This window comes from Streptomyces sp. SBT349 (assembly GCF_001083795.1).
GTDB lineage: Bacteria > Actinomycetota > Actinomycetes > Streptomycetales > Streptomycetaceae > Streptomyces.
On record NZ_LAVK01000129.1, the window covers coordinates 1 to 19,223 of the forward strand.

Annotated in this window: 16 protein-coding genes and 1 tRNA gene; 9 read left to right on the forward strand and 8 right to left on the reverse strand. The window is 73.1% G+C overall.

Annotated elements, in window-relative coordinates; all coding sequences use genetic code 11:
* Nucleotides 1-240 precede the first annotated feature (240 nt).
* On the forward strand, nucleotides 241-627 hold the full coding sequence (locus tag ADY01_RS17460) for a hypothetical protein (RefSeq protein WP_063784266.1): 387 nt from the start codon (nucleotides 241-243) through the stop codon (nucleotides 625-627).
* Nucleotides 628-683: 56 nt separating this feature from the next.
* Here ADY01_RS17460 and ADY01_RS17465 read toward each other — a convergent pair whose 3' ends face one another.
* Together ADY01_RS17465 and ADY01_RS17470 are read right to left on the reverse strand one after the other, a co-directional pair.
* Complete coding sequence (locus ADY01_RS17465) at nucleotides 684-1,412, reverse strand: restriction endonuclease (protein WP_049573863.1); 729 nt, start codon at nucleotides 1,410-1,412, stop codon at nucleotides 684-686.
* Between the two features lie 87 nt (nucleotides 1,413-1,499).
* Nucleotides 1,500-2,747, reverse strand: a complete 1,248-nt coding sequence (locus ADY01_RS17470; RefSeq protein ID WP_159001257.1) for a hypothetical protein — start codon at nucleotides 2,745-2,747, stop codon at nucleotides 1,500-1,502.
* A gap of 458 nt (nucleotides 2,748-3,205) precedes the next feature.
* Here ADY01_RS17470 and ADY01_RS17475 point away from each other — a divergent pair, with 458 nt between their 5' ends.
* Nucleotides 3,206-6,181, forward strand: a complete 2,976-nt coding sequence (locus ADY01_RS17475) for an AfsR/SARP family transcriptional regulator (protein WP_159001259.1) — start codon at nucleotides 3,206-3,208, stop codon at nucleotides 6,179-6,181.
* Between the two features lie 48 nt (nucleotides 6,182-6,229).
* Here ADY01_RS17475 and ADY01_RS17480 read toward each other — a convergent pair whose 3' ends face one another.
* The 6 genes from ADY01_RS17480 to ADY01_RS17505 form a co-directional block, all read right to left on the reverse strand.
* Nucleotides 6,230-6,640 carry a hypothetical protein gene (locus tag ADY01_RS17480; RefSeq protein ID WP_234320278.1) on the reverse strand — a complete coding sequence of 137 codons (411 nt, stop codon included), beginning with the start codon at nucleotides 6,638-6,640 and terminating at the stop codon, nucleotides 6,230-6,232.
* Between the two features lie 96 nt (nucleotides 6,641-6,736).
* On the reverse strand, nucleotides 6,737-7,762 hold the full coding sequence (locus tag ADY01_RS17485) for a hypothetical protein (RefSeq protein WP_234320279.1): 1,026 nt from the start codon (nucleotides 7,760-7,762) through the stop codon (nucleotides 6,737-6,739).
* Nucleotides 7,763-8,048: 286 nt separating this feature from the next.
* Nucleotides 8,049-8,972, reverse strand: a complete 924-nt coding sequence (locus tag ADY01_RS17490) for a hypothetical protein (protein ID WP_159001261.1) — start codon at nucleotides 8,970-8,972, stop codon at nucleotides 8,049-8,051.
* Between the two features lie 201 nt (nucleotides 8,973-9,173).
* On the reverse strand, nucleotides 9,174-9,713 hold the full coding sequence (locus ADY01_RS17495) for a hypothetical protein (protein WP_234320280.1): 540 nt from the start codon (nucleotides 9,711-9,713) through the stop codon (nucleotides 9,174-9,176).
* 27 nt (nucleotides 9,714-9,740) lie between these two features.
* The gene (locus ADY01_RS17500; RefSeq protein WP_049573882.1) at nucleotides 9,741-10,175 is read right to left on the reverse strand and encodes a VOC family protein; all 435 of its coding nucleotides are present in this window, start codon (nucleotides 10,173-10,175) and stop codon (nucleotides 9,741-9,743) included.
* Nucleotides 10,176-10,269: 94 nt separating this feature from the next.
* A tRNA-Arg gene (locus ADY01_RS17505) sits at nucleotides 10,270-10,344 on the reverse strand.
* Nucleotides 10,345-10,456: 112 nt separating this feature from the next.
* Here ADY01_RS17505 and ADY01_RS17510 point away from each other — a divergent pair.
* From ADY01_RS17510 to rho, 7 genes are all read left to right on the forward strand, one after another.
* Nucleotides 10,457-10,915 (forward strand): response regulator, encoded by a 459-nt coding sequence (locus ADY01_RS17510; protein WP_049573885.1) that lies wholly within the window; start codon nucleotides 10,457-10,459, stop codon nucleotides 10,913-10,915.
* A complete protein-coding gene (locus ADY01_RS17515) occupies nucleotides 10,912-11,664 on the forward strand; it encodes a DALR anticodon-binding domain-containing protein (protein ID WP_063784267.1) in 753 nt (250 codons plus the stop codon). The genes ADY01_RS17510 and ADY01_RS17515 overlap by 4 nt, the downstream gene beginning before the upstream one ends.
* A 23-nt stretch (nucleotides 11,665-11,687) precedes the next feature.
* Entirely contained in the window at nucleotides 11,688-13,082 is a 1,395-nt protein-coding gene (gene lysA / locus ADY01_RS17520; protein WP_049573892.1) for a diaminopimelate decarboxylase, read from the forward strand.
* 115 nt (nucleotides 13,083-13,197) lie between these two features.
* Nucleotides 13,198-14,490 (forward strand): homoserine dehydrogenase, encoded by a 1,293-nt coding sequence (locus ADY01_RS17525; protein WP_049573895.1) that lies wholly within the window; start codon nucleotides 13,198-13,200, stop codon nucleotides 14,488-14,490.
* A gap of 47 nt (nucleotides 14,491-14,537) precedes the next feature.
* On the forward strand, nucleotides 14,538-15,611 hold the full coding sequence (gene thrC / locus ADY01_RS17530) for a threonine synthase (RefSeq protein ID WP_049573898.1): 1,074 nt from the start codon (nucleotides 14,538-14,540) through the stop codon (nucleotides 15,609-15,611).
* A gap of 221 nt (nucleotides 15,612-15,832) precedes the next feature.
* Nucleotides 15,833-16,759 (forward strand): homoserine kinase, encoded by a 927-nt coding sequence (thrB, locus tag ADY01_RS17535; protein ID WP_049573900.1) that lies wholly within the window; start codon nucleotides 15,833-15,835, stop codon nucleotides 16,757-16,759.
* A gap of 397 nt (nucleotides 16,760-17,156) precedes the next feature.
* On the forward strand, nucleotides 17,157-19,187 hold the full coding sequence (rho, locus tag ADY01_RS17540; protein ID WP_049573903.1) for a transcription termination factor Rho: 2,031 nt from the start codon (nucleotides 17,157-17,159) through the stop codon (nucleotides 19,185-19,187).
* Nucleotides 19,188-19,223 lie beyond the last annotated feature (36 nt).

Sequence of the window (19,223 nt, forward strand, 5' to 3'; positions counted from 1 at the left end):
CCCCCCGGGACAGGCGCCGCCCCCGCCCAACGGCAAGCCCGTCGGGCCGACCTTCCGCATCCGCGCCGCATCCCACGAGGCTGAGGAGGAGCACGCTCGCGGCAGCCACGTGCCACCCGGCAGCTGAGGAACCCCGCCCGTCCCGCCCGCTCGGGCGTCGGCTCCTCGGCTCCCCGGCGGATATCGTGGCCGTTCGGCGCGACGGCCGAGCCAGGCTTCGGCGCGCGGGAGGAGGGCGGCATGACCGCTGTGACCCGCTTGGTCACCTACGCCGATCTGGACAACGCCGCGACGGACGCTCGGCAGTTGTCGGTGACGGCACGGCTGGAGGCGGTCCTCGCGGACGGCCGCGGTCTGGTGCTGCTCGACGATCGCGGCTGGAGTTCCTCGGGCGGAGCGGACGTCCGGGCGTGGATCTCGGCCGAGGACGTCGAAACGACGGCCCGGATGGTGGTCGGGCCGGACGAGCCGGGCGAGGGCGAGACACCCGAGCAGGCGGCGTCCGGCCACTGGGGCTCCCTGGCCCGCATCCTGGGGCGGCAGGGCGTGGACGTGGACGCGCACGAGCTGGAACGGCTGCCGCATGACGTCGTGCTCGGCGAACGCCTTCGCGCCCGGATCGCCTGAGACCGCGCAGCCTGGCATGGGCGGGGCGGTCCCATCCGGTCCGGGGAGGGGAGGGTTCATGTATCCCCGGACCGGGGGCGTCTGCCTCGGGTGCCGGGGCCGTAGGTCCGTTTCCACCGCCGGCGGTGCTGGTGGTCGCCCTGGCCCGAGCCGTTGAGGTCGGCGAGGGCGGTGAGGCGGGCGCCGTTGTGCCAGGAGGCGAGGAGGTCGCGGTGGAGGGCGATGATGCCGTTGGCCACGGCGAACTCCTCGGCCTTCCGCGTGATGCGGGCGGTGGTGACGAAGAGGGCCACGTCGGCGCCGAAGTGGGTGCGGGAGCCGAGGAGTCCGCGCATGTCGGGGCTGCCGATGGCGCGGTGCGGCGCGTAGCGCTTGCACTGGACGACCAGGGTGCGGCCGTCCGGCAGGCGTCCGGTCACGTCGGCGCCGTCGTCGCCGGTGCCGCCGACCCGTTCCACCTCGGTGCAGCCGTCCCGGCGGCACAGGGCGGCGACCAGCTTCTCGAACTCCCCGCCCGGCAGCGTGTCCACCTCGGCCAGGGACCGGTGGTTCTCCAGGACGCGGTTCTCCTCGCGCCACACCCGGTCCCTCTCCCGTAACGCCCGATGCGTCCGCCACCCCCACCACCCCGTCGCGCCGAGGCCACCGGCCAGGGCGCCGGCCAGCAGGAACGGCCAGACGCGCGACCAGAACACCACCACCGCCACCAGCACGACCCCGGCCGCCCCGGCCGCCGCGCGCCTGACCCGCCGGCGCCCGCGGGCCCGCCCTCGCCGCCTCCCCATCACGCCATCACGCTCCGCCCCTCGGCCGGTGCTGTCGGCCACCACACTGGCGCAGACGGCCTCGGCCGGGGAAGACCGCCGTCGTGGTCAGCCGTTCATCGCGGTGAGCAACGCCGACAGGTCGGCGACCATCTCCTCCTCGGTCAGCGCCCGGGTGTCGAAGTCCCCGGCGTTGAAGAAGCCGCCGAGGGTCAGGTTGACGTAGTGGTCGCCGACCACGTAGCCGGCCCGCAGGTTGCCGTGGCCGTTGCCGTCGTCGTCGTAGACCAGGTACCCCGACGTACCGGCCGGGAGGGCGTAGAGCGGGCCGGCGCCCGGCGAGTCCCTGAGCTCGTCCATGGTGAACCGCAGGTCGGCTCCGAGCTCCCCCGCGGGGTACATGGCATCGGAGCCGGACAGGTCCTGGACGTTGATCCTGATGGTGCGGATGCCGGCGTTCTCGCGCCCGTAGGCCGCCTCCGACGGCCCGTAGACGCAATCGGTCTCCGGAACGACGTCCTCGGGGTCCTCGGGGGCGGAGGCGGTCTGGAGCCGCACGTCGAGCTGTTCGGTCGCCACCGCGGTGACGGCGGCGCAGCGCTCCTCGGCGGCGCCCTCCGTCGGCAGCATGGGCTCCCCGAAGTCCTCCAGGCCCGGGTACTCCACGGCGGAGGACGCGCTGAGCTGCGGTCCACCGGCCGAGGGGTCGCCGCCGAGTGACCGCACGATGTCGGTGATCTCCCGGAAGGTGATCTCCTCGGTGAGCGGCTCGTTCGCGCCGTCGAGGCGCTCGATCCAGCCGTAGACGAGGACGTAGAAGGTGGTGTCCCCCTGCCGGAACGAGGCGGTGCCGTCGCCGCGTTCCAGGCTCGGCTCCTCGTTCTGGTTGTGGACGATCCACCCCTCCTCGCCGGCGGGGAGCGCGTACAGCGGGCTCCAGGTCATGTTCTCGCCGCCACCTCCCACGTTCGAGCGGATGACGGAGGAGAATCTGTCGTACGCCGCCTCGGCGTGGTCCCCGGACGACATGTACACGTTGGCCATGATGTTGAAGGTGCCATCCTCCAGCGTGCCGGCCGCCGGAGTGTTGTACCGGCAGTCGATGCCGCCGTCCTCCGTATCCGCGCTCTCGAACTCGTAGTTGCGGGCGAACATGGTCTCCGAGACCGCCGCGCACGCGGTATCCGGCCCCGACGCGTAGCCGAGCGCCCGCGCGTCCGGGACGTCGATCGGCTCCAGCGTCGGATGCGGGGTCAGCTCCACCCCGCTCGCCGGGTCCTCCGCGCTCTCGTCCCCGCCCAGGAACAGCACGGCCCCCACGCCCACGGCCACCACGGCCAGCACGGTGCCGACCACGGCCACGGTCCTCGACGGCGTCGAACGACGCGCCGGCGGCCGGGGCGGCCCCGCGGGCCCGGGAGGGTAGCCGGCCCCGGCCGCGGGAGCCCCGTACGCGTACGGGGGCGGCTGATGCGGTGGTCGGGGCGGCTGGTAACTGTTGGACATGCCTTCGTGTGCTCGCTCTCGGTGCGTTCGCTCGCCGGGTTCGGGGGCCGACGGCCGGCCGCAGAACCCCCCGCTCGCTCGTGGCGGTCGAAGCCCCGAGGCGGCACCGATTCGACGCGGCGGGCATCCTCTGGACACCCGCCGCGACGTTCCCCCGGTCAGTGGTGCACCGTCGTGCTCCACCTCGGAACAGCTTGCCGCCGCCGCTTTCGTCTCACTTTCATGGCCGGAGAGACCGCGGGTGCCCGGCAGGCGGCAGAGTGGGCGGGAGCCGATCGGGAAAGGGCGGGACAGTCATGGAGTTCCAGGTGCTAGGCCACCTCGCGATCCGGCGGGAGGGGCGCACCGAGACACTGGCGGGGCGGCTGCAACGCACCCTGCTGGCCATGCTGCTGGCGCGGGCCGGCCGGCCGGTGCCGGTGGACGAGCTCACCGACGCCCTGTGGGGGGAACGGCCGGACTCCCGGGCCGAGCAGCGGCTTCAGCTCCACGTGCACCGGCTGCGCCGCACGCTCGGCGAGCCGGAACGGCTGTCGTTCGTCCCGAACGGGTACCGGTTGCGGGTGCTGCCGGGCGAGTTGGACGCGCAGCGGTTCGAATCGCTGGTCGGGGAGGCCCTGGGGGTCGTCCCCCGGGATCCGCGGCGCGCGGTGGAATCGCTGCGCGAGGCGCTCGGCCTGTGGCGGGGGATGCCCGTCGGTGATCTGGATGTTCCGTGCCTGATCGACTGGGCGCACCGGCTGACCGAATGCCGGTTGACCGCGATCGAGGCGCTCTATCAGGCCGAGCTCGCCACCGGGCGGGAAGCGGCGGTCGTCGGCGAGCTGGCCGACCTGGTGCGCGCGCACCCGCTGCGTGAACGGCTGCACGGCCTGCTGATGACCGCCCTCTACCGGGCCGGCCGTCCGTCCGACGCGCTGGCCGCCTACCGCTCGGCGCGGACCGCCCTCGTCGGGGAGCTGGGCCTCGAACCGGGCCCCGAGCTGCGGGCGTTGGAGCGGCGGATCCTGGCCGGTGAACCGGTGGCCCCGGACGGCGCCGGGCCCCCGGCGGCCTGCGCGCCCGCTCAGCTTCCCCTGGACGTGGGGACGTTCGTCGGGAGGAAGGCCGAACTCGCGCGACTCGACGGCCTGCTGTCCGCCGAGGGGCCGGTGGTGATCTCGGTGGTGGCCGGAACGGCCGGGGTGGGCAAGACGGCCCTGGCGGTCCGGTGGGCGCATCGGGTGCGGGAGCGGTTCCCGGACGGCCAGCTGTACGTCGACCTGCGGGGCTACGGCCCCGACCAGCCGGTGACGCCGGACGACGCGCTGGCGGGATTCCTGCGGGCACTGGGCCTGGACGGCGCCGCGATCCCCCCGGACCTCGACGAGCGTGCCGCGCGGTTCCGCACACTGGTCGACCGGCGCCGGATGCTGATCGTGCTGGACAACGCCCGGACGGTGGAGCAGGTGCGCCCGCTGCTGCCCGGCAGCACCACCTGCTTCGCGCTGGTCACCAGCCGGGACGCGCTGGCCGGGCTCGGCGCGCGGGAGGGCGCCCACCGGATCGGCCTGGACCGGCTGCCCTTCGGGGACGCCAGGACCCTGCTGCACGCGCTGCTCGGCGACCGGGTGACCGCCGAGCCCGAGGCGGCGGCCGTGCTGGTCGAGCGCTGCGCGCGGCTGCCGCTGGCGTTGCGGATCGCCGCCGAGCTGGTCCGGGCGCAGCCCGCGCGCGGGATCGCCGAGCTGGCCGGCGAACTCGCGCACCAGCAGGACGCGCTCGACCTGCTGGACATCGAGGGCGACCCGTACACGGCCGTGCGGGCGGTGTTCTCGTGGTCGTACCGGCGCCTCGACGCGCCGGTGGCCCAGGTCTTCCGCTTACTCGGCCTGCACCCGGGGCACGACGTGGACGCTCACGCGGTGGCGGCTCTGGCCGGGAGGGGGCTGCGGGAGACCCGCCGGACGCTGGACACGCTGCTGCGCGTGCACCTCGTCGACCAGACCCCCGGGGGGCGCTACCAGCCCCACGACCTGCTGCGGGCCTACGCCGCCGAGCTCGCCGCGGAGACCGACGGCGCGGACGAGCGGGAGGCCGCGCTCGGCCGGCTGCTCGACCACTACCTGGCCGCCGCGTCGGCCGCGATGGATGCCATCGCGCCGAACGACTACGTGCCCCGGCCCAAGGTGTCCGACCCGCACGGCGAGCTCCCCCCGTTCCCCTCCTACGACCACGCCTTCCGCTGGCTCGACGCCGAGCGGGCCAACCTGCTGGAGGCCACCCGGCACGGCGACGGGACGTACGTCCACGACATGGCGCAGACGGTGTGGCGGTACCTCGACATCGCCGGGTACCAGCACGAGGCGGCGGCCCTGCACACCAGGGCGCTGGAGGTCGCGCGCGGTCTGGACGACACGATGGGCGAGGCGCACGCGCGGCGCGCGCTCGGCCTCGCGACGAGCCGCCTGGGCCGCAACAGCGAGGTGGTCGCCCACCTCACCTGGGCGCTGGAGGTGTACCAGCGGGCGGGGGAGAGGCTGCTGCACGCCTCCACCCTGAGTCTCCTCGGCAACGTGTACTCCAAGCGGGGCGAACTGCACGAGGCGACGGGCCGGTTCGAGCGCGCGCTGGAGCTGAACAGCCCGAACCTGAACTGGCAGCTGACCGCCGTGTCCTCGACCAACCTCGCCCGGAACCTGCTGAGCCTCGGCCGGCACGAGGAGGCACTGCGGCACCTGGACAACGCCGTGGTCCTCGCCCGCGACCACGGGAACAAGCCCCTGGAGTGCAACGCGCTCTGCGTCCTGGCCGAGGTCTGCGCGGACCTGGGCCGCAACGAGGAGGCCCTGGGCCACGGGCACCGGAGCCTGGCACTGGCCCGCGAGACGAGGTACCGCTCGTTCGAGGCCGAGTCGCTGCGCGTCCTCGGCACCGCCCACCGGCAACTCGGCGACGTGGAACAGGCGTCCCGTGACCACGACGAGTCGCTCAGGATCGCCCGTGACGTCGACGACACCCTGACGACCGCCAAGACCCTGAACGCGCTGGCGGCCACCCACGCCTCCGCCGGGCGCCCGGCCGAGGCGATGCGCTGCTACGGCGACGCCCGGGATGTCGCCCTCCGGGCCGACCACCGCGTGCAACTGGCCCACGCGCACGCGGGCATCGCCGACACGCACGCCGAACTCGGCGACCACGAGTCGGCCCGCGCGCACTGGCGGCGGGCGCTGAGCACCTACGAGCAACTCCGCCTGCCCGAACGGTCCGCCCGGGTACGGGCACGGCTGGACGCCGCCGGGTAACGCACCACGGGCACGGCGGTCGGGCAGAGATCCGGGGCTCCCGCGCCGTTACCGCACGTCGGAGGCCGCGAGCTTCACGAAGTGCTCCAACGCCTCTCGTGCCTGCGTGCCGAATGCGCCCACTTCTCCCCTGTCGGCGGCCTTGTGCATCCGGTGCGTGAGGTCGTAGGCGTGTTGCGCGGCATGGATCAAGGCGGGGCTGCTCGCTATGAGCTGGACGCGGAACAGCGCGTGGAGGGCGACGCCGCGAAGGCGGTATGCCTCGACGCGAGCGTCGAAACTGATGGTGCTGTCCGGGTCCTCGTTCTTGCGGTGCCAACGGTCGTGCTGGCCTCTCCTGAACTCGGTCACCGCTCCGGCGAAGTCGCTGTACACGGTCATACGCTCGGAGCGCAGTTGCTGCTGAGCCGCGAACCGTTCGTCACGTGCGGCCGCTCGACGTTGGAACAGATGGGTCATGGCGACACCGAGCAGAGTCCCCAGGACCGCGATCAAAGCTGAGAGAACACCGGCCACAGGGAGAAGGACATCACAGGATCGCCTGGGTTCGAAGGGTCAGGTGTGGGCGGTGCGGCCCGCCCGTGAGGCCGTTGCCGGTACGCGGCGTTCGGCACCGGCACAGCGGGGGCGGGTCCGGGCGGAGTAGGAACGGGCGGCCACGATGAGGGCGAAGCCCAGGCCGGCGAAGGCCAGACCGCCGAAGGCGACCATCCACGTGATCCCGGAACTCGTGGTGAACGCCCCCGACGGCTCCAGCTTCGGCAGCACTCCGGTGGCGCTCAGCGGGGCGAGGATCAGCAGGAACGCTCCGTATACCGACAGGCCGACGGAGCTCAACCACGCCGGCAGCAACGGCAGGAGGCGTGGGACCCGCCGCCCGGAGAGGAACAGGGTCCATCGGGGGAACACCTGGCCCCACGGGTGCAGCAGTCCCAGCAGCAGGAAGATCGCGGCCATCGCGGCCAGCACGGTGACATCGATCCCCACCGACGCGAGGGCCTTCGCGAGTCCCGACTCGCCCGCGTTCATCTCCCGCCACCCGTCGGCCGTGACACCGATCGCATCGCCCCCCAGCGTCCAGATGGTCTTGACCCCCGCCCACGGCAGGAGCCCGCACATGAGCAGGTGGACCGCGACCCGGGTTCGCTTCGGGGCGAGGGAGGGGCCGGGGTGGGCGAGCGTACGGTCGAAACCTCCCGGGTGGTCCTGTCCGCACCGGGGGCACCTGCCTCGCAGCCGTCGTCGGTACGACAGCGCGACGAGGATGAGAAGGGCGGCGCCCACCGCGCTCACCACGTCATGCGCCAGGCCGGTGACACTGTCCACCCCGGAGAACGACGCCAGCGTCACGACATGCGCGGGCAGGCTGGCCATGCCCATCACGAACACCGGGATCGTCAGGATCAGCGCCGCCGCCGACGTCACCCGGCCACGCCCGGCGAGAGTCCGGGTCGTGGCCAGGCAGGCCGCGGCGGCCAGAAGGGCGAGGGCCGCCAGGAGGAGCTGGACCGCCGGCGCGTACGCGACATCCGGCGACCACGGCACGATGGCGCCCGACGCGGCCCATGTGACCTGGACCACGGCGAAAAGCACGCCCCATACCGCGGCGGCGTGCGGTACCCACGCGGGCCAGCGCCGCGCCCAACCCCCGTCCTCCCCGCGTCCTCCGGCGGCGGGGTGGAGCCGGTACGCACGCGCGCTCTCGTAGGAACAGCCACCGTGACCTCCGGTTCCGCGTGACTGCCCCCCAGAGTCCCCGGCACCCCCGCCGGTCACATCCGCCGCGCGGCCCATCCGCCCCCCTCGCACGGGGGAGAAGCGAACGGGCACTCCGAGAAGACCCGCGTCCGCACCGGCGCGGCGCGTCTCAGGGAACGCGGTCGTAGGTGTGGTCCGGTGGCTGGGGCGGCCAGGCGAGCGGGTCGTCCTTCTCCCAGATCTGCTGGCACGAGCCGGTGTTCGCGCACTGGGTCGCCCGGGTGCGCCAGCCGGCCATGTTCATCAGGCCGGCCTTGTCGCCGGCGGTCCACACGTCGTTCCAGCTGGAGACGTCGTCGGCGACGCGCACCGATGACATCAGCGTGTCGTCGCCGCGGAACGGCGTGTTGTAGTGGGCCAGGCCGAGCGTGTGGCCGATCTCGTGCATGACCGGGATCGCCATCGCGTACCGGGACCAGCGGTCGCCGTCCTCGCTCTCGTCGACCAGCTCGGTCCAGACGTCGGAGGCGATGAGGCGGATCAGCCCGCCGTCGTAGACCGCCCCCCGGTCGTCCAGGCGGGAGGACGGCGAGGCGATGCCCGTGGAGGGGATGTCGGCGAACACGATGGCGATCTCCCGGTCCCCGTGGCTGCCGGGCCATGTCTCGCCGTCGTAGCTGTCGTACTCCAGCCGGCCGCCGACCCACTTGTTGGTCTCCAGGACCATCGTCGACATGACGTCGTCGAGCCCCTGGATCCAGTGCCGCTCCTTGTCCCGCGTCGCGGAGTCGGTGGAGCCGCGGTAGTTGAAGTAGAGCCGCACGGTGTAGCTCTCCTGCAGCTCGTAGTAGGCCGGGTTGTTGAGGCCGCCGACCCTGAGCAGGTTGAAGCCGTGCGCGTTGGCGGTGTACGCCCCCGCGCCCGGGTCCACCAGCATGGGACCGGGCTGGTAGGGCCTGCGGTCGATGTCGGGATCGAACGGGGGCTCGGCGGCGGCCGGCAGCGTCCCGGCCAGCAGGGTCGCCGTCAGGGCGGCCAGAACCGCCAGGCGGGCGCGCCAGCGGCGCCAGGTGGTGTCCACAGAGGTGCTCATCCTTCTCCGTCCGCGAGGGCGCACGTCCCCACGGCGGGGGCGCGCGCCGGCCAGCAGTGCAGTGGAGCGGTGGAGCGGTGGAACAGTGAAGCGGAATCACTGTAGACGTGAGGGAACGGTGCAGGCGGCGTGTTCGCCGCACTCGACACCCCCCTGTGACGGTCAACGGCCGGAGCACCCGGCCTGATCGGCCGGGGTCGGTCAGGGAAGACGCCGGCGGATCGCGGCCCAGGTGACCAGGTGGTCGCGGGTGGGGCCGGGTGCCAGGTAGCCGACCAGGCAGTCCAGATGGGCCGTCAGGTTCTTGTGCCACCGCAGCTCGCGGATCCGCTCGAAGGCCAGGTCACGCCAGCCGCCGGCGAGAGCGGCGGCCTGCGCGGGCGTGAACGTCAGTGCCGCGAGCGTGACGGATGCCAGCGCTTCGGGGCTCCAGTCGGGGTCCGTGTCATCGGGACCCAGCCGGTCGATCACCCACATCCGGAGCATGAACTCCTGCTGGGTGACCCGCGCGTACTGTCCTTCGCCATCGGCGAGCATGCGCCGGTTCGCGAGCAACGACAGCTTCGCCCACTGACGACGAACGTCCTCGGGGCGGGTGGAGTCGTACGCATGTCCCTGCGCCACGACGCGTGCTGCCTCAAGCTGCTGTCCGCAGGCGTCGTGGAGGTAGGTGCGCAGCTGATCGAGCGTCCACGTGCTCGGATCGTGCCCTGGCTCTCCTCGGTCCGTGTCGGCGCTCACGCCCCACCTCATCGGCTCGGAGGATGCTCAGTCGAGGCAGAACTCGCTGCCCTCGATGTCCTGCATCACGATGCACGACTCGTTGACGCCATCGGCAAGCAGCGTTCGCACGTGGACCGCGCCTAGCGCGACCAGTCGTGCGCACTCCGCCTGGAGTGTGGCGAGGCGCTCCTCACCCACGAGCCCGGTGCCGGCCCGCACGCAGAGATGCACCCGATTCTTGACGACCTTGCCCTCGGGAACGCGCTGGAAGAGCAGCCGCGGACCCACACCCGAGGGATCGACGCAGGAGAACCATTGCCCCTGATCGTCAGGCGGCAGCGAGCGCTGGTAGTCGTCCCACGTGTCGAACCCCTTCGGCACCGGCGGTATGACGTACCCCAACACCTCGCACCAGAACCGAGCGGCGCGCTCAGGCTCCGCGCAGTCGAAGGTGACTTGAAACTGCTTGATCGATGACATCGGCGCACCATAACAGCGGGACCTTATGCCGATTCACCGGCTGCCTCGGTGGCACTGAAAAGATGCGGCGAATCCCCCACCGCATCCTTCTGTGTGGTGCCCCCGGCAGGATTCGAACCTGCGCACACGGCTCCGGAGGCCGTTGCTCTATCCCCTGAGCTACGGGGGCGACGGGGAAAACAGTACCAGCTCGGGGGAGGGGCCCCGCACCGTTGTTTTCGTACGTGGGTGCAGGGCGCGGCCCTCCCGGGTGCAACTTCGTGAAACCGCAGGACGCGGCCATGGCAGGCGCTTACCCTGGGTGGGTGCCAGGCGCTCCCGGCCGGGTCCTTGTCGTCGACGACAGCCAGGTCATCCGGCAGTTGATCAAAGTGAATCTCGAACTCGACGGCTTCGAGGTCATGACCGCGTCCGACGGCGCGGAGTGCCTGGAGGCCGTGCACCACTTCCGCCCCGACGTGATCACGCTCGACGTGGCCATGCCGCGCCTCGACGGGCTGCGGACCGTGGGGCGGCTGCGGGTCGATCCGCGGACGGCGGACATTCCGCTCGTGCTCGTCAGCGCCAGCGCGGCGGACGGGCCGCCGGGCGGGGTCGACGCGGTGCTGGCCAAGCCGTTCGAGCCGGCCGAGCTCGTCGGCCTCGTGCGCAGGCTCTGCGCCGAGGGGCGGCAGCGCGTTGTCCGGCTGGCGAAATCGCCGGCGACGTGCCGGTGCTCCTCTCGTACGCTGGCCCCGTGACTCCCGCCCAGCTCTCCCGGGCCGTGCTCAGCTCAGCGAGCGAGTTCGGCGCGACCGCCCTGCCCGGGGGCGCGCGGCTTCGGCCGCGAGGCGTGCGGGCCTGGGGGACCGGGATCGCGCTGCGGCTCGCCGGGCCCGCCGGGGTGCCGGCCGTCGAGGTCGCGCGGACCCTGCGCGAGCGCCTGGTCAACGCGCCCGGCGTGCGGGCCGTCGAGGTCACCGGGGGCGGCTTCCTCACCATCGAACTGGGCGAGGACGCCGACGCGGCGCTGCTGCGCGAGATCCTGGCACGGCCCCGTCCCGCACCGCTTCCCGACGACCCCGCGCGCGATGTCGCGCGCTGGGCCGCCGCGGCCGGGGGCAGGGCCGAGGCCCTGCTGATGCAGCGCGAGGAGAACCCGCTGTTCCGCGTCCGCTACGCGCACGCACGCACGCGTTCGCTGGTGCGCGGGGGGCTCGCGCTGGGCGTGGAGCCCGAGGCCGAGGGCGCGCGGTTCGAGAGCGCGCCGGAGCGCGCGCTGCTGACCGCGCTGGGCGAGCAGGTGGGGAACGTCCGGGGGAACGTCCGGCGGCTGGTGGCCGTCGGGGACGCGTTCCTGGAGACGGAACGGGCGCGGGCCACGCTGCCGGTGGGGGACGAGAAACCCGGGGCCGTCCACCGTGCCCGGCTGGCGCTCGCCCAGGCCGCCGGCGCGGTGCTCGCCGACGGCCTGCACCGGCTGGGCATCAGCGCGCCCGATCACCTGTGACCTGAACGACAGAGGACTTCCCCATGAGCCGTTCCGCCCACCCCGCCGGGCCCCGGCACGCCGACGTGCTGCCCGAGGGCCACTACTCCGCTCCGCCCGTCGACCTCAACGCCCTCGACCCCAAGGTCTGGGCGAAGAGCGTGAGCCGGGGCGAGGACGGCGCGATCACCGTCGCCGGCGTCCGCGCGAGCGAGCTCGCCGAGGCCCACGGCACGCCCGCCTACGTGCTGGACGAGGCCGACTTCAGGGCGCGTTGCCGGGCCTGGCGCGAGGCGTTCGGCGCGGACGCCGACGTGTTCTACGCCGGGAAGGCGTTCCTCTCGCGCGCCGTCGTGCGCTGGCTCGCCGAGGAGGGGCTCAACGTCGACGTGTGCTCCGGCGGCGAGCTGGCCACCGCGCTCGCCGGGGGCATGCCGCCCGAGCGCATCGCCCTGCACGGCAACAACAAGTCGGTCGCCGAGATCACGCGCGCGGTCGAGGCGGGCGTGGGCCGGATCGTGATCGACTCGTTCCAGGAGATCGAACGCGTCGCCGCCGTGGCGCGCCGCCACGGCGTGCGCCAGCGCGTGCAGATCCGGGTGACGGTCGGCGTCGAGGCCCACACCCACGAGTTCATCGCGACGGCGCACGAGGACCAGAAGTTCGGCCTGGGGCTCGCGGACGGGAGCGCGGCCGAGGCGGCGCGCCGGGTGCTGCGCCATGGCGAGGACCTCGAACTGATCGGGCTCCACTCGCACATCGGCTCGCAGATCTTCGACCTGGCCGGGTTCGAGGTCTCGGCCCGCCGCGTCGTCGGCCTGCTCAGCGCGATCCGCGACGAGCACGGCGTCGAGCTGCCCGAGATCGACCTCGGCGGCGGCCTCGGGATCGCCTACACCTCGGACGACGACCCGCGCGAGCCGCACGAGATCGGCAAGTCGCTGGCGGAGATCGTCGCCAAGGAGTGCGAGGCGGCGGGGCTCGGACTGCCGCGGCTCTCCGTCGAGCCGGGGCGCGCGATCGTCGGGCCCGGCGCGTTCACCCTCTACGAGGTCGGCACGGTCAAGCCGTTGAGCGGCCTGCGCACCTATGTGAGCGTCGACGGCGGGATGTCGGACAACATCCGCACGGCGCTGTACGACGCCGAGTACACCGCGGTGCTCGCCTCCCGCACCTCGGCCGCGCCCCCCATGCTGGCCCGGGTGGTCGGGAAGCACTGCGAGAGCGGCGACATCGTGGTCCGCGACGCCTACCTCCCGGCCGACGTGGCGCCGGGCGACCTGCTCGCCGTGCCCGCGACCGGCGCCTACTGCCGCTCGATGGCGAGCAACTACAACCACACGCCCCGCCCGCCCGTGATCGCCGTCGCGGACGGCGTGGCCCGCGAGATCGTGCGCCGGGAGACCGAGGAGGACCTGCTCCGGCTCGACCTCGGCTGAGCCCGCGCCGCCCGCGCGCCCGACCGCCGCCGCGTCCGTATGGTGAACGTGGGGTGGGGTTCGCGCGCCGGTGCGTGACACTGAAGCCCCAGGATGAACGGAAAGGCGAGGTCGAATGGTGCGCACTCGTCCGCTGAAGGTGGCGCTGCTCGGCTGCGGAGTGGTCGGCTCGCAGGTGGCCCGCCTCATGACGGCGCACGCCGACGACCTCGCCGCGCGGATCGGCGCCCGCGTCGAGCTGGCCGGGGTCGCCGTCCGCCGCCCGGACAGGGCGCGCGGCGACATCGCCCCCGAGCTGGTCACCACGGACGCCGAGGGGCTGGTGACCCGCGGCGACATCGATGTGGTGATCGAGCTGATCGGCGGCATCGAGCCCGCCCGCACCCTGATCAACGCGGCCTTCGAGAGCGGCGCCAGCGTCGTCACCGCCAACAAGGCGCTGCTGGCCGGGGACGGGACCGCGCTGCACGCCGCCGCGGAGAAACAGGCGGCCGACCTCTACTTCGAGGCATCGGTCGCCGGCGCCATCCCGCTGCTGCGCCCGCTGCGCGAGTCGCTGGCGGGGGACAGGGTCGACCGGGTCCTCGGCATCGTCAACGGCACGACCAACTTCATCCTCGACCGCATGGAGTCCAGCGGCGCCGGCTACGGCGAGGCCCTGGCCGAGGCCACCGCGCTCGGGTACGCGGAGGCCGACCCGACCGCCGACGTCGAGGGATTCGACGCGGCGGCCAAGGCGGCGATCCTGGCCGGCATCGCGTTCCACACCCGGGTGCGCCTGGACGACGTGCACCGCGAGGGCATCACCGAGATCACCGCGGCCGACATCGCGGGCGCGCGGCAGATGGGCCACACCGTGAAGCTGCTGGCCATCTGCGAACGCGCGGGCGACGGGCGCTCCGTGACCGCCCGCGTCCACCCGGCGATGATCCCGCTCAGCCACCCCCTGGCCGGCGTCCGGGAGGCGTACAACGCGGTGTTCGTCGAGGCGGAGGCGGCCGGGCGGCTGATGTTCTACGGGCCGGGCGCGGGTGGCGTTCCCACCGCGTCCGCCGTCCTGGGCGACCTGGTCGCCGCCTGCCGGAACAAGCTGACCGGCGGCCTCGGCCCGCGGGAGTCCGCCTACGCCCAGCTGCCCGTGAGCCCGATGGGCGAGGTCGTCACGCGGTACCACGTCAGCCTGGACGTCGTGGACAAGCCGGGCGTGCTGGCGCAGTGCGCCATGGTCTTCGCCGCTCACGGGGTGTCGATCGACACCGTCCGCCAGAGCGGCAAGGACGGCGAGGCCAAGCTCGTCGTCGTCACCCACCGCGCCCACGACGCCGCGCTCGGCGCGACCGTCGAGGCGCTGCGCAGGCTGGACACCGTGCATGGCGTCGCGAGCACCATGCGGGTCGAAGGCGAGTAGCCCCGGAGCGAGCGCTTCCGCGGGCCGGAACAGGAGAGGCACCAGCCATGTCTGTCACCAGCACCAGCCGTCAGTGGCGCGGGGTGATCGAGGAGTACCGCGACCGGCTCCCCGTCACGGACGACACCCCGGTGGTGACGCTGCGCGAGGGCGGGACGCCGCTCGTGCCCGCCCCGATCCTCTCCGAACGCACCGGGTGTGACGTTCATCTCAAGGTCGAGGGCGCTAACCCCACCGGCTCGTTCAAGGACCGCGGGATGACGATGGCCATCTCGCACGCCAAGCAGGCGGGCGCGAAGGCCGTCATCTGCGCCTCCACGGGCAACACCTCGGCCTCGGCCGCCGCCTACGCGGTGCGCGCCGGGCTCGTCTGCGCGGTGCTGGTGCCGCAGGGCAAGATCGCGCTCGGCAAGATGGGTCAGGCGCTGGTGCACGGCTCCCGCATCCTCCAGGTCGACGGGAACTTCGACGACTGCCTCACGCTGGCCCGCCAGCTCTCGGAGAAGTACCCGGTGGCGCTGGTCAATTCGGTCAACCCCTCGCGCATCGAGGGCCAGAAGACCGCCGCGTTCGAGGTCGTCGACATGCTCGGCGACGCCCCCGACATCCACGTGCTGCCGGTCGGCAACGCCGGCAACATCACGGCGTACTGGAAGGGTTACCGGGAGTACGCGGCGGACGGCCCCGCCACGCGCACCCCCCGGATGTGGGGGTACCAGGCGTCCGGTGCGGCGCCCATCGTGCGCGGCGAGCCGGTCAAGGACCCCTCGACCATCGCCACCGCGATCCGCATCGGGAACCCGGCCTCCTGGGTCCAGGCCGAACGCGCCCGCGACGAGTCGGGCGGCCGGATCGACGCGGTGACGGACCGTCAAATCCTCGCCTCCTACCGGCTGTTGGCGGCGGGCGAGGGAGTCTTCGTCGAGCCGGCCTCCGCGGCCTCGGTGGCGGGTCTGCTGCACGCGGCCGAGCAGGGCGAGGTCGACCCCGGCCAGCGCGTCGTCTGCACCGTCACCGGCAACGGGCTCAAGGACCCCGAGTGGGCCGTGTCCGGGGCGCCCCGCCCGGTGACCGTGCCGGTGGACGCGGACGCGGCGGCGGCACGTCTCGACCTCGCCTGACGGGCCCCGGCCGTGCTGGGCCGGGCCCGCCCCCGGCCGGGGGCGGGCGACACCGGCCCGCCCTGTATCGCGCATGAACCTTCCTTCGATAGGCTGGTATTCGTCCCGTAGTGGTGTACCGCTCGTGGTCGCATGCGCGAGGCGGGGCTCGCGCCACGGAACCGGCGCCGCACGCCCGGCGAGGACACGCCGCACATCTCACCAAGGAGAGTCATCGAGCGATGGCCCATCCCGCCTTCCGCGCCGCAGCCGTGCGGGTGCGCACACCCGCGACCAGTGCCAATCTGGGGCCGGGCTTCGACGCGCTCGGCCTCGCCCTGGGGCTCTACGACGACGTGGTCGTCCGGGTGGCGGAGGCGGGCCTGCATCTCGACATCGCGGGCGAGGGCGCGGACAGCCTGCCCCGCGACGAGCGGAACCTGCTGGTCCGCACGCTGCGCACGGCGTTCGAGGCGCTGGGCGGACAGCCCCGGGGACTGGAGATCGTCTGCGCCAACCGCATCCCGCACGGCCGCGGCCTCGGTTCCTCCTCGGCCGCGATCTGCGCGGGCCTGGTGGCGGCGCGGGCCGTGACCACGGGGGGCGAGGCCAGGCTCGACGACGCGACCCTGCTGGAGCTCGCGGCCGAGATCGAGGGCCACCCGGACAATGTCGCGGCCTGCCTCCACGGCGGCTTCACGCTGGCCTGGGGGGAGGGCGGCGCGGTCCGGGCCATCCGGATGGAGCCCTCGCCCCGAATCGTTCCCGTCGTGTTCGTGCCGTCCCGCCCGCTGGCGACGGAGACCGCGCGCGGCCTGCTGCCGCGCTCGGTGCCGCACGTGGACGCGGCGGCGAACGCGGGCCGCGCCGCGCTCCTGGTCGAGGCCATGACCCACCGCCCCGACCTGCTGCTTCCGGCCACCGAGGACCGGCTGCACCAGGAGTACCGGGCATCCGCGATGCCCGAGAGCATGGATCTCGTCGGCAGGCTGCGCGCGGACGGCGTTCCCGCCGTCATCTCGGGCGCCGGGCCGACGGTGCTCGCCTTCGCCGAGGACGGCGAGGCGGACAAGGTGGCCCGGCTGGCCGGCGACGGCTGGACGGCGAACCGGCTGGCCCTGGACCTGGTAGGGGCATCCGTCCTGCCGCTCGCGGGGACCGGTCAGTGACCGCGGGACACCCTCGGAGAACGATCGCCGGAGAACATGGAGAGGGGGAATGAAGGCGGGATCCGGTAGTGTTAACCTCAAGTCTGCACGTACCGCTCCTCTGAGCCTCGTGCGGAATTCCGGGGTCCCACCTCCTGGGACCACCTCTTCTTCCGGGAGCCTCCACTCAACTGCCTGAGCAGCCTGCCTGGTAGCGCCGAGCACGCTCCGGAACCGGTGCGAGACGGTTCGTCGGACCCTCCTCGATCCTCCCCGCACCACACTTTGCATTGATCTTCCGCCGCAATGAGCAGGCGGATTACCGCACCGGCCGGTCCGCCGCACGGGGCCGCAGCCGGACAGCACGACCGGTCGCCGAGCCAGACAGGCCGACGTCCGCTCCAGGGAAGGACCCTTCGTGAGCGACACCACCGATCTGATGGGCGTGAGTGCCGACACCGCCGACAAGACTGCCGGTGCTGCCACCGCGTCCACCACGGACGCTCCTGCCGCCGCGCCGCGTCGCCGGCGCTCGGGTACCGGCCTCGACGGCATGGTTCTCGCCGAGTTGCAGCAGGTCGCCTCCAGGCTGGGGATCAGGGGCACCGCGCGGATGCGCAAGAGCCAGCTGATCGAGGTCATCAAGGAGAAGCAGGCCGCCGGCGCCGCAAGCCCGGGAGCGGCCGCGAACGGAGAGGCGAAGCAGGCCGAGGCCGCCGCCCCCGCAGACAAGCCGAAGCGCCGCACGACCTCCCGGACCCGCACCGGTGACCAGGCCGCCGCCGCGCAGATCGAGATTCCCGGCCAGGCCGCGGAGGCCAAGGGCGCACCCGCCGAGGCCGCGGCGGGCGGCCGGGGCGGCGACGTGGCGGACCGCGAACGGTCCGACGCCCCCCAGGACGCCTCGACGGTCACCGACGCCGCCAAGGGCGGCGAGGGCCAGCAGGACAGGCAGGGCAAGCGCGACCGCGACCGCCGCGGCAAGAGCCAGACCCAGAAGAACGACACCCAGGGCCAGGGCCAGGGGCAGGGCGGGGGCCAGGGCCAGGGCGGCGGACAGGGCCAGGGCCAGGCCCAGAAGAACGACGGCGGCCGCAGGGGAGAGCGCGACGGCAACCGCAACCGCGACCGCGACCGCGACGGCGGGGACCGCAGCCGCGACCGGGACCGGGATCGTGACCGTGACCGCGACCGGGACGGCGGGGACGACGACTTCGAGGGCGGCCGCAGGGGCCGCAGGGGCCGGTACCGGGACCGCCGCGGGCGCCGCGGGCGCGACGAGGTCGTCGAGCCGCAGATCGCCGAGGACGATGTCCTGATCCCGGTCGCCGGCATCCTCGACATCCTCGACAACTACGCGTTCGTGCGCACCTCCGGCTACCTGCCCGGGCCCAACGACGTGTACGTCTCGCTCGCCCAGGTCAGGAAGAACGGCCTGCGGAAGGGCGATCACGTCACCGGCGCGGTCCGCCAGCCCCGCGACGGCGAGCGGCGCGAGAAGTTCAACGCGCTCGTCCGCCTCGACTCGGTCAACGGCATGGCCGCCGAATCCGGCCGCGGGCGCGCCGAGTTCAACAAGCTGACCCCGCTCTACCCGCAGGAGCGGCTCCGCCTGGAGAACGACCCGGGCGCGCTGACCACCCGCATCATCGACCTGGTCTCGCCCATCGGCAAGGGCCAGCGCGGGCTGATCGTGGCCCCGCCGAAGACCGGCAAGACCATGATCATGCAGGCGGTGGCCAACGCCATCACGCGCAACAACCCCGAGTGCCACCTGATGGTCGTCCTCGTGGACGAGCGGCCGGAAGAGGTCACCGACATGCAGCGTTCGGTGAAGGGCGAGGTCATCTCCTCGACCTTCGACCGGCCCTCGGAGGACCACACCACGGTCGCCGAACTCGCCATCGAGCGCGCCAAGCGGCTGGTCGAGCTCGGCCACGACGTGGTCGTCCTGCTCGACTCCATCACCCGCCTCGGCCGCGCCTACAACCTGGCCGCGCCCGCCTCGGGCCGCATCCTCTCCGGCGGTGTGGACTCCGCGGCGCTGTACCCGCCGAAGAAGTTCTTCGGCGCCGCCCGCAACATCGAGGACGGCGGCTCGCTGACCATCCTGGCCACCGCGCTGGTGGAGACCGGCTCGCGGATGGACGAGGTGATCTTCGAGGAGTTCAAGGGCACCGGCAACATGGAGCTCAAGCTCGACAGGAAGCTCGCCGACAAGCGCATCTTCCCCGCCGTCGACGTGGACGCCTCCGGCACGCGCAAGGAGGAGATCCTGATGGGCAGCGACGAGCTGGCCGTCGTCTGGAAGCTCCGCCGGGTGCTGCACGCGCTGGACCAGCAGCAGGCCATCGAGCTGCTGCTGGACAAGATGAAGCAGACGAAGTCGAACGCCGAGTTCCTGCTCCAGATCCAGAAGACGACCCCGACCCCGGGCAACGGCGACTGACCTCGCCCGCCCCGCCCGGCCCCGGCGGCCCCGGCC

Excerpts from the sequence above, each read along its gene's own strand:
- ADY01_RS17500 (WP_049573882.1), bottom strand. The coding sequence starts at position 10,175 with ATGTCATCGATCAAGCAGTTTCAAGTCACCTTCGACTGCGCGGAGCCT.
- ADY01_RS17465 (WP_049573863.1), bottom strand. The coding sequence starts at position 1,412 with ATGGGGAGGCGGCGAGGGCGGGCCCGCGGGCGCCGGCGGGTCAGGCGC.
- ADY01_RS17480 (WP_234320278.1), bottom strand. The coding sequence starts at position 6,640 with ATGACCCATCTGTTCCAACGTCGAGCGGCCGCACGTGACGAACGGTTC.
- thrC (WP_049573898.1), top strand. The coding sequence starts at position 14,538 with ATGTCTGTCACCAGCACCAGCCGTCAGTGGCGCGGGGTGATCGAGGAG.
- lysA (WP_049573892.1), top strand. The coding sequence starts at position 11,688 with ATGAGCCGTTCCGCCCACCCCGCCGGGCCCCGGCACGCCGACGTGCTG.
- ADY01_RS17510 (WP_049573885.1), top strand. The coding sequence starts at position 10,457 with ATGGCAGGCGCTTACCCTGGGTGGGTGCCAGGCGCTCCCGGCCGGGTC.
- thrB (WP_049573900.1), top strand. The coding sequence starts at position 15,833 with ATGGCCCATCCCGCCTTCCGCGCCGCAGCCGTGCGGGTGCGCACACCC.
- ADY01_RS17460 (WP_063784266.1), top strand. The coding sequence starts at position 241 with ATGACCGCTGTGACCCGCTTGGTCACCTACGCCGATCTGGACAACGCC.
- ADY01_RS17490 (WP_159001261.1), bottom strand. The coding sequence starts at position 8,972 with ATGAGCACCTCTGTGGACACCACCTGGCGCCGCTGGCGCGCCCGCCTG.
- ADY01_RS17525 (WP_049573895.1), top strand. The coding sequence starts at position 13,198 with ATGGTGCGCACTCGTCCGCTGAAGGTGGCGCTGCTCGGCTGCGGAGTG.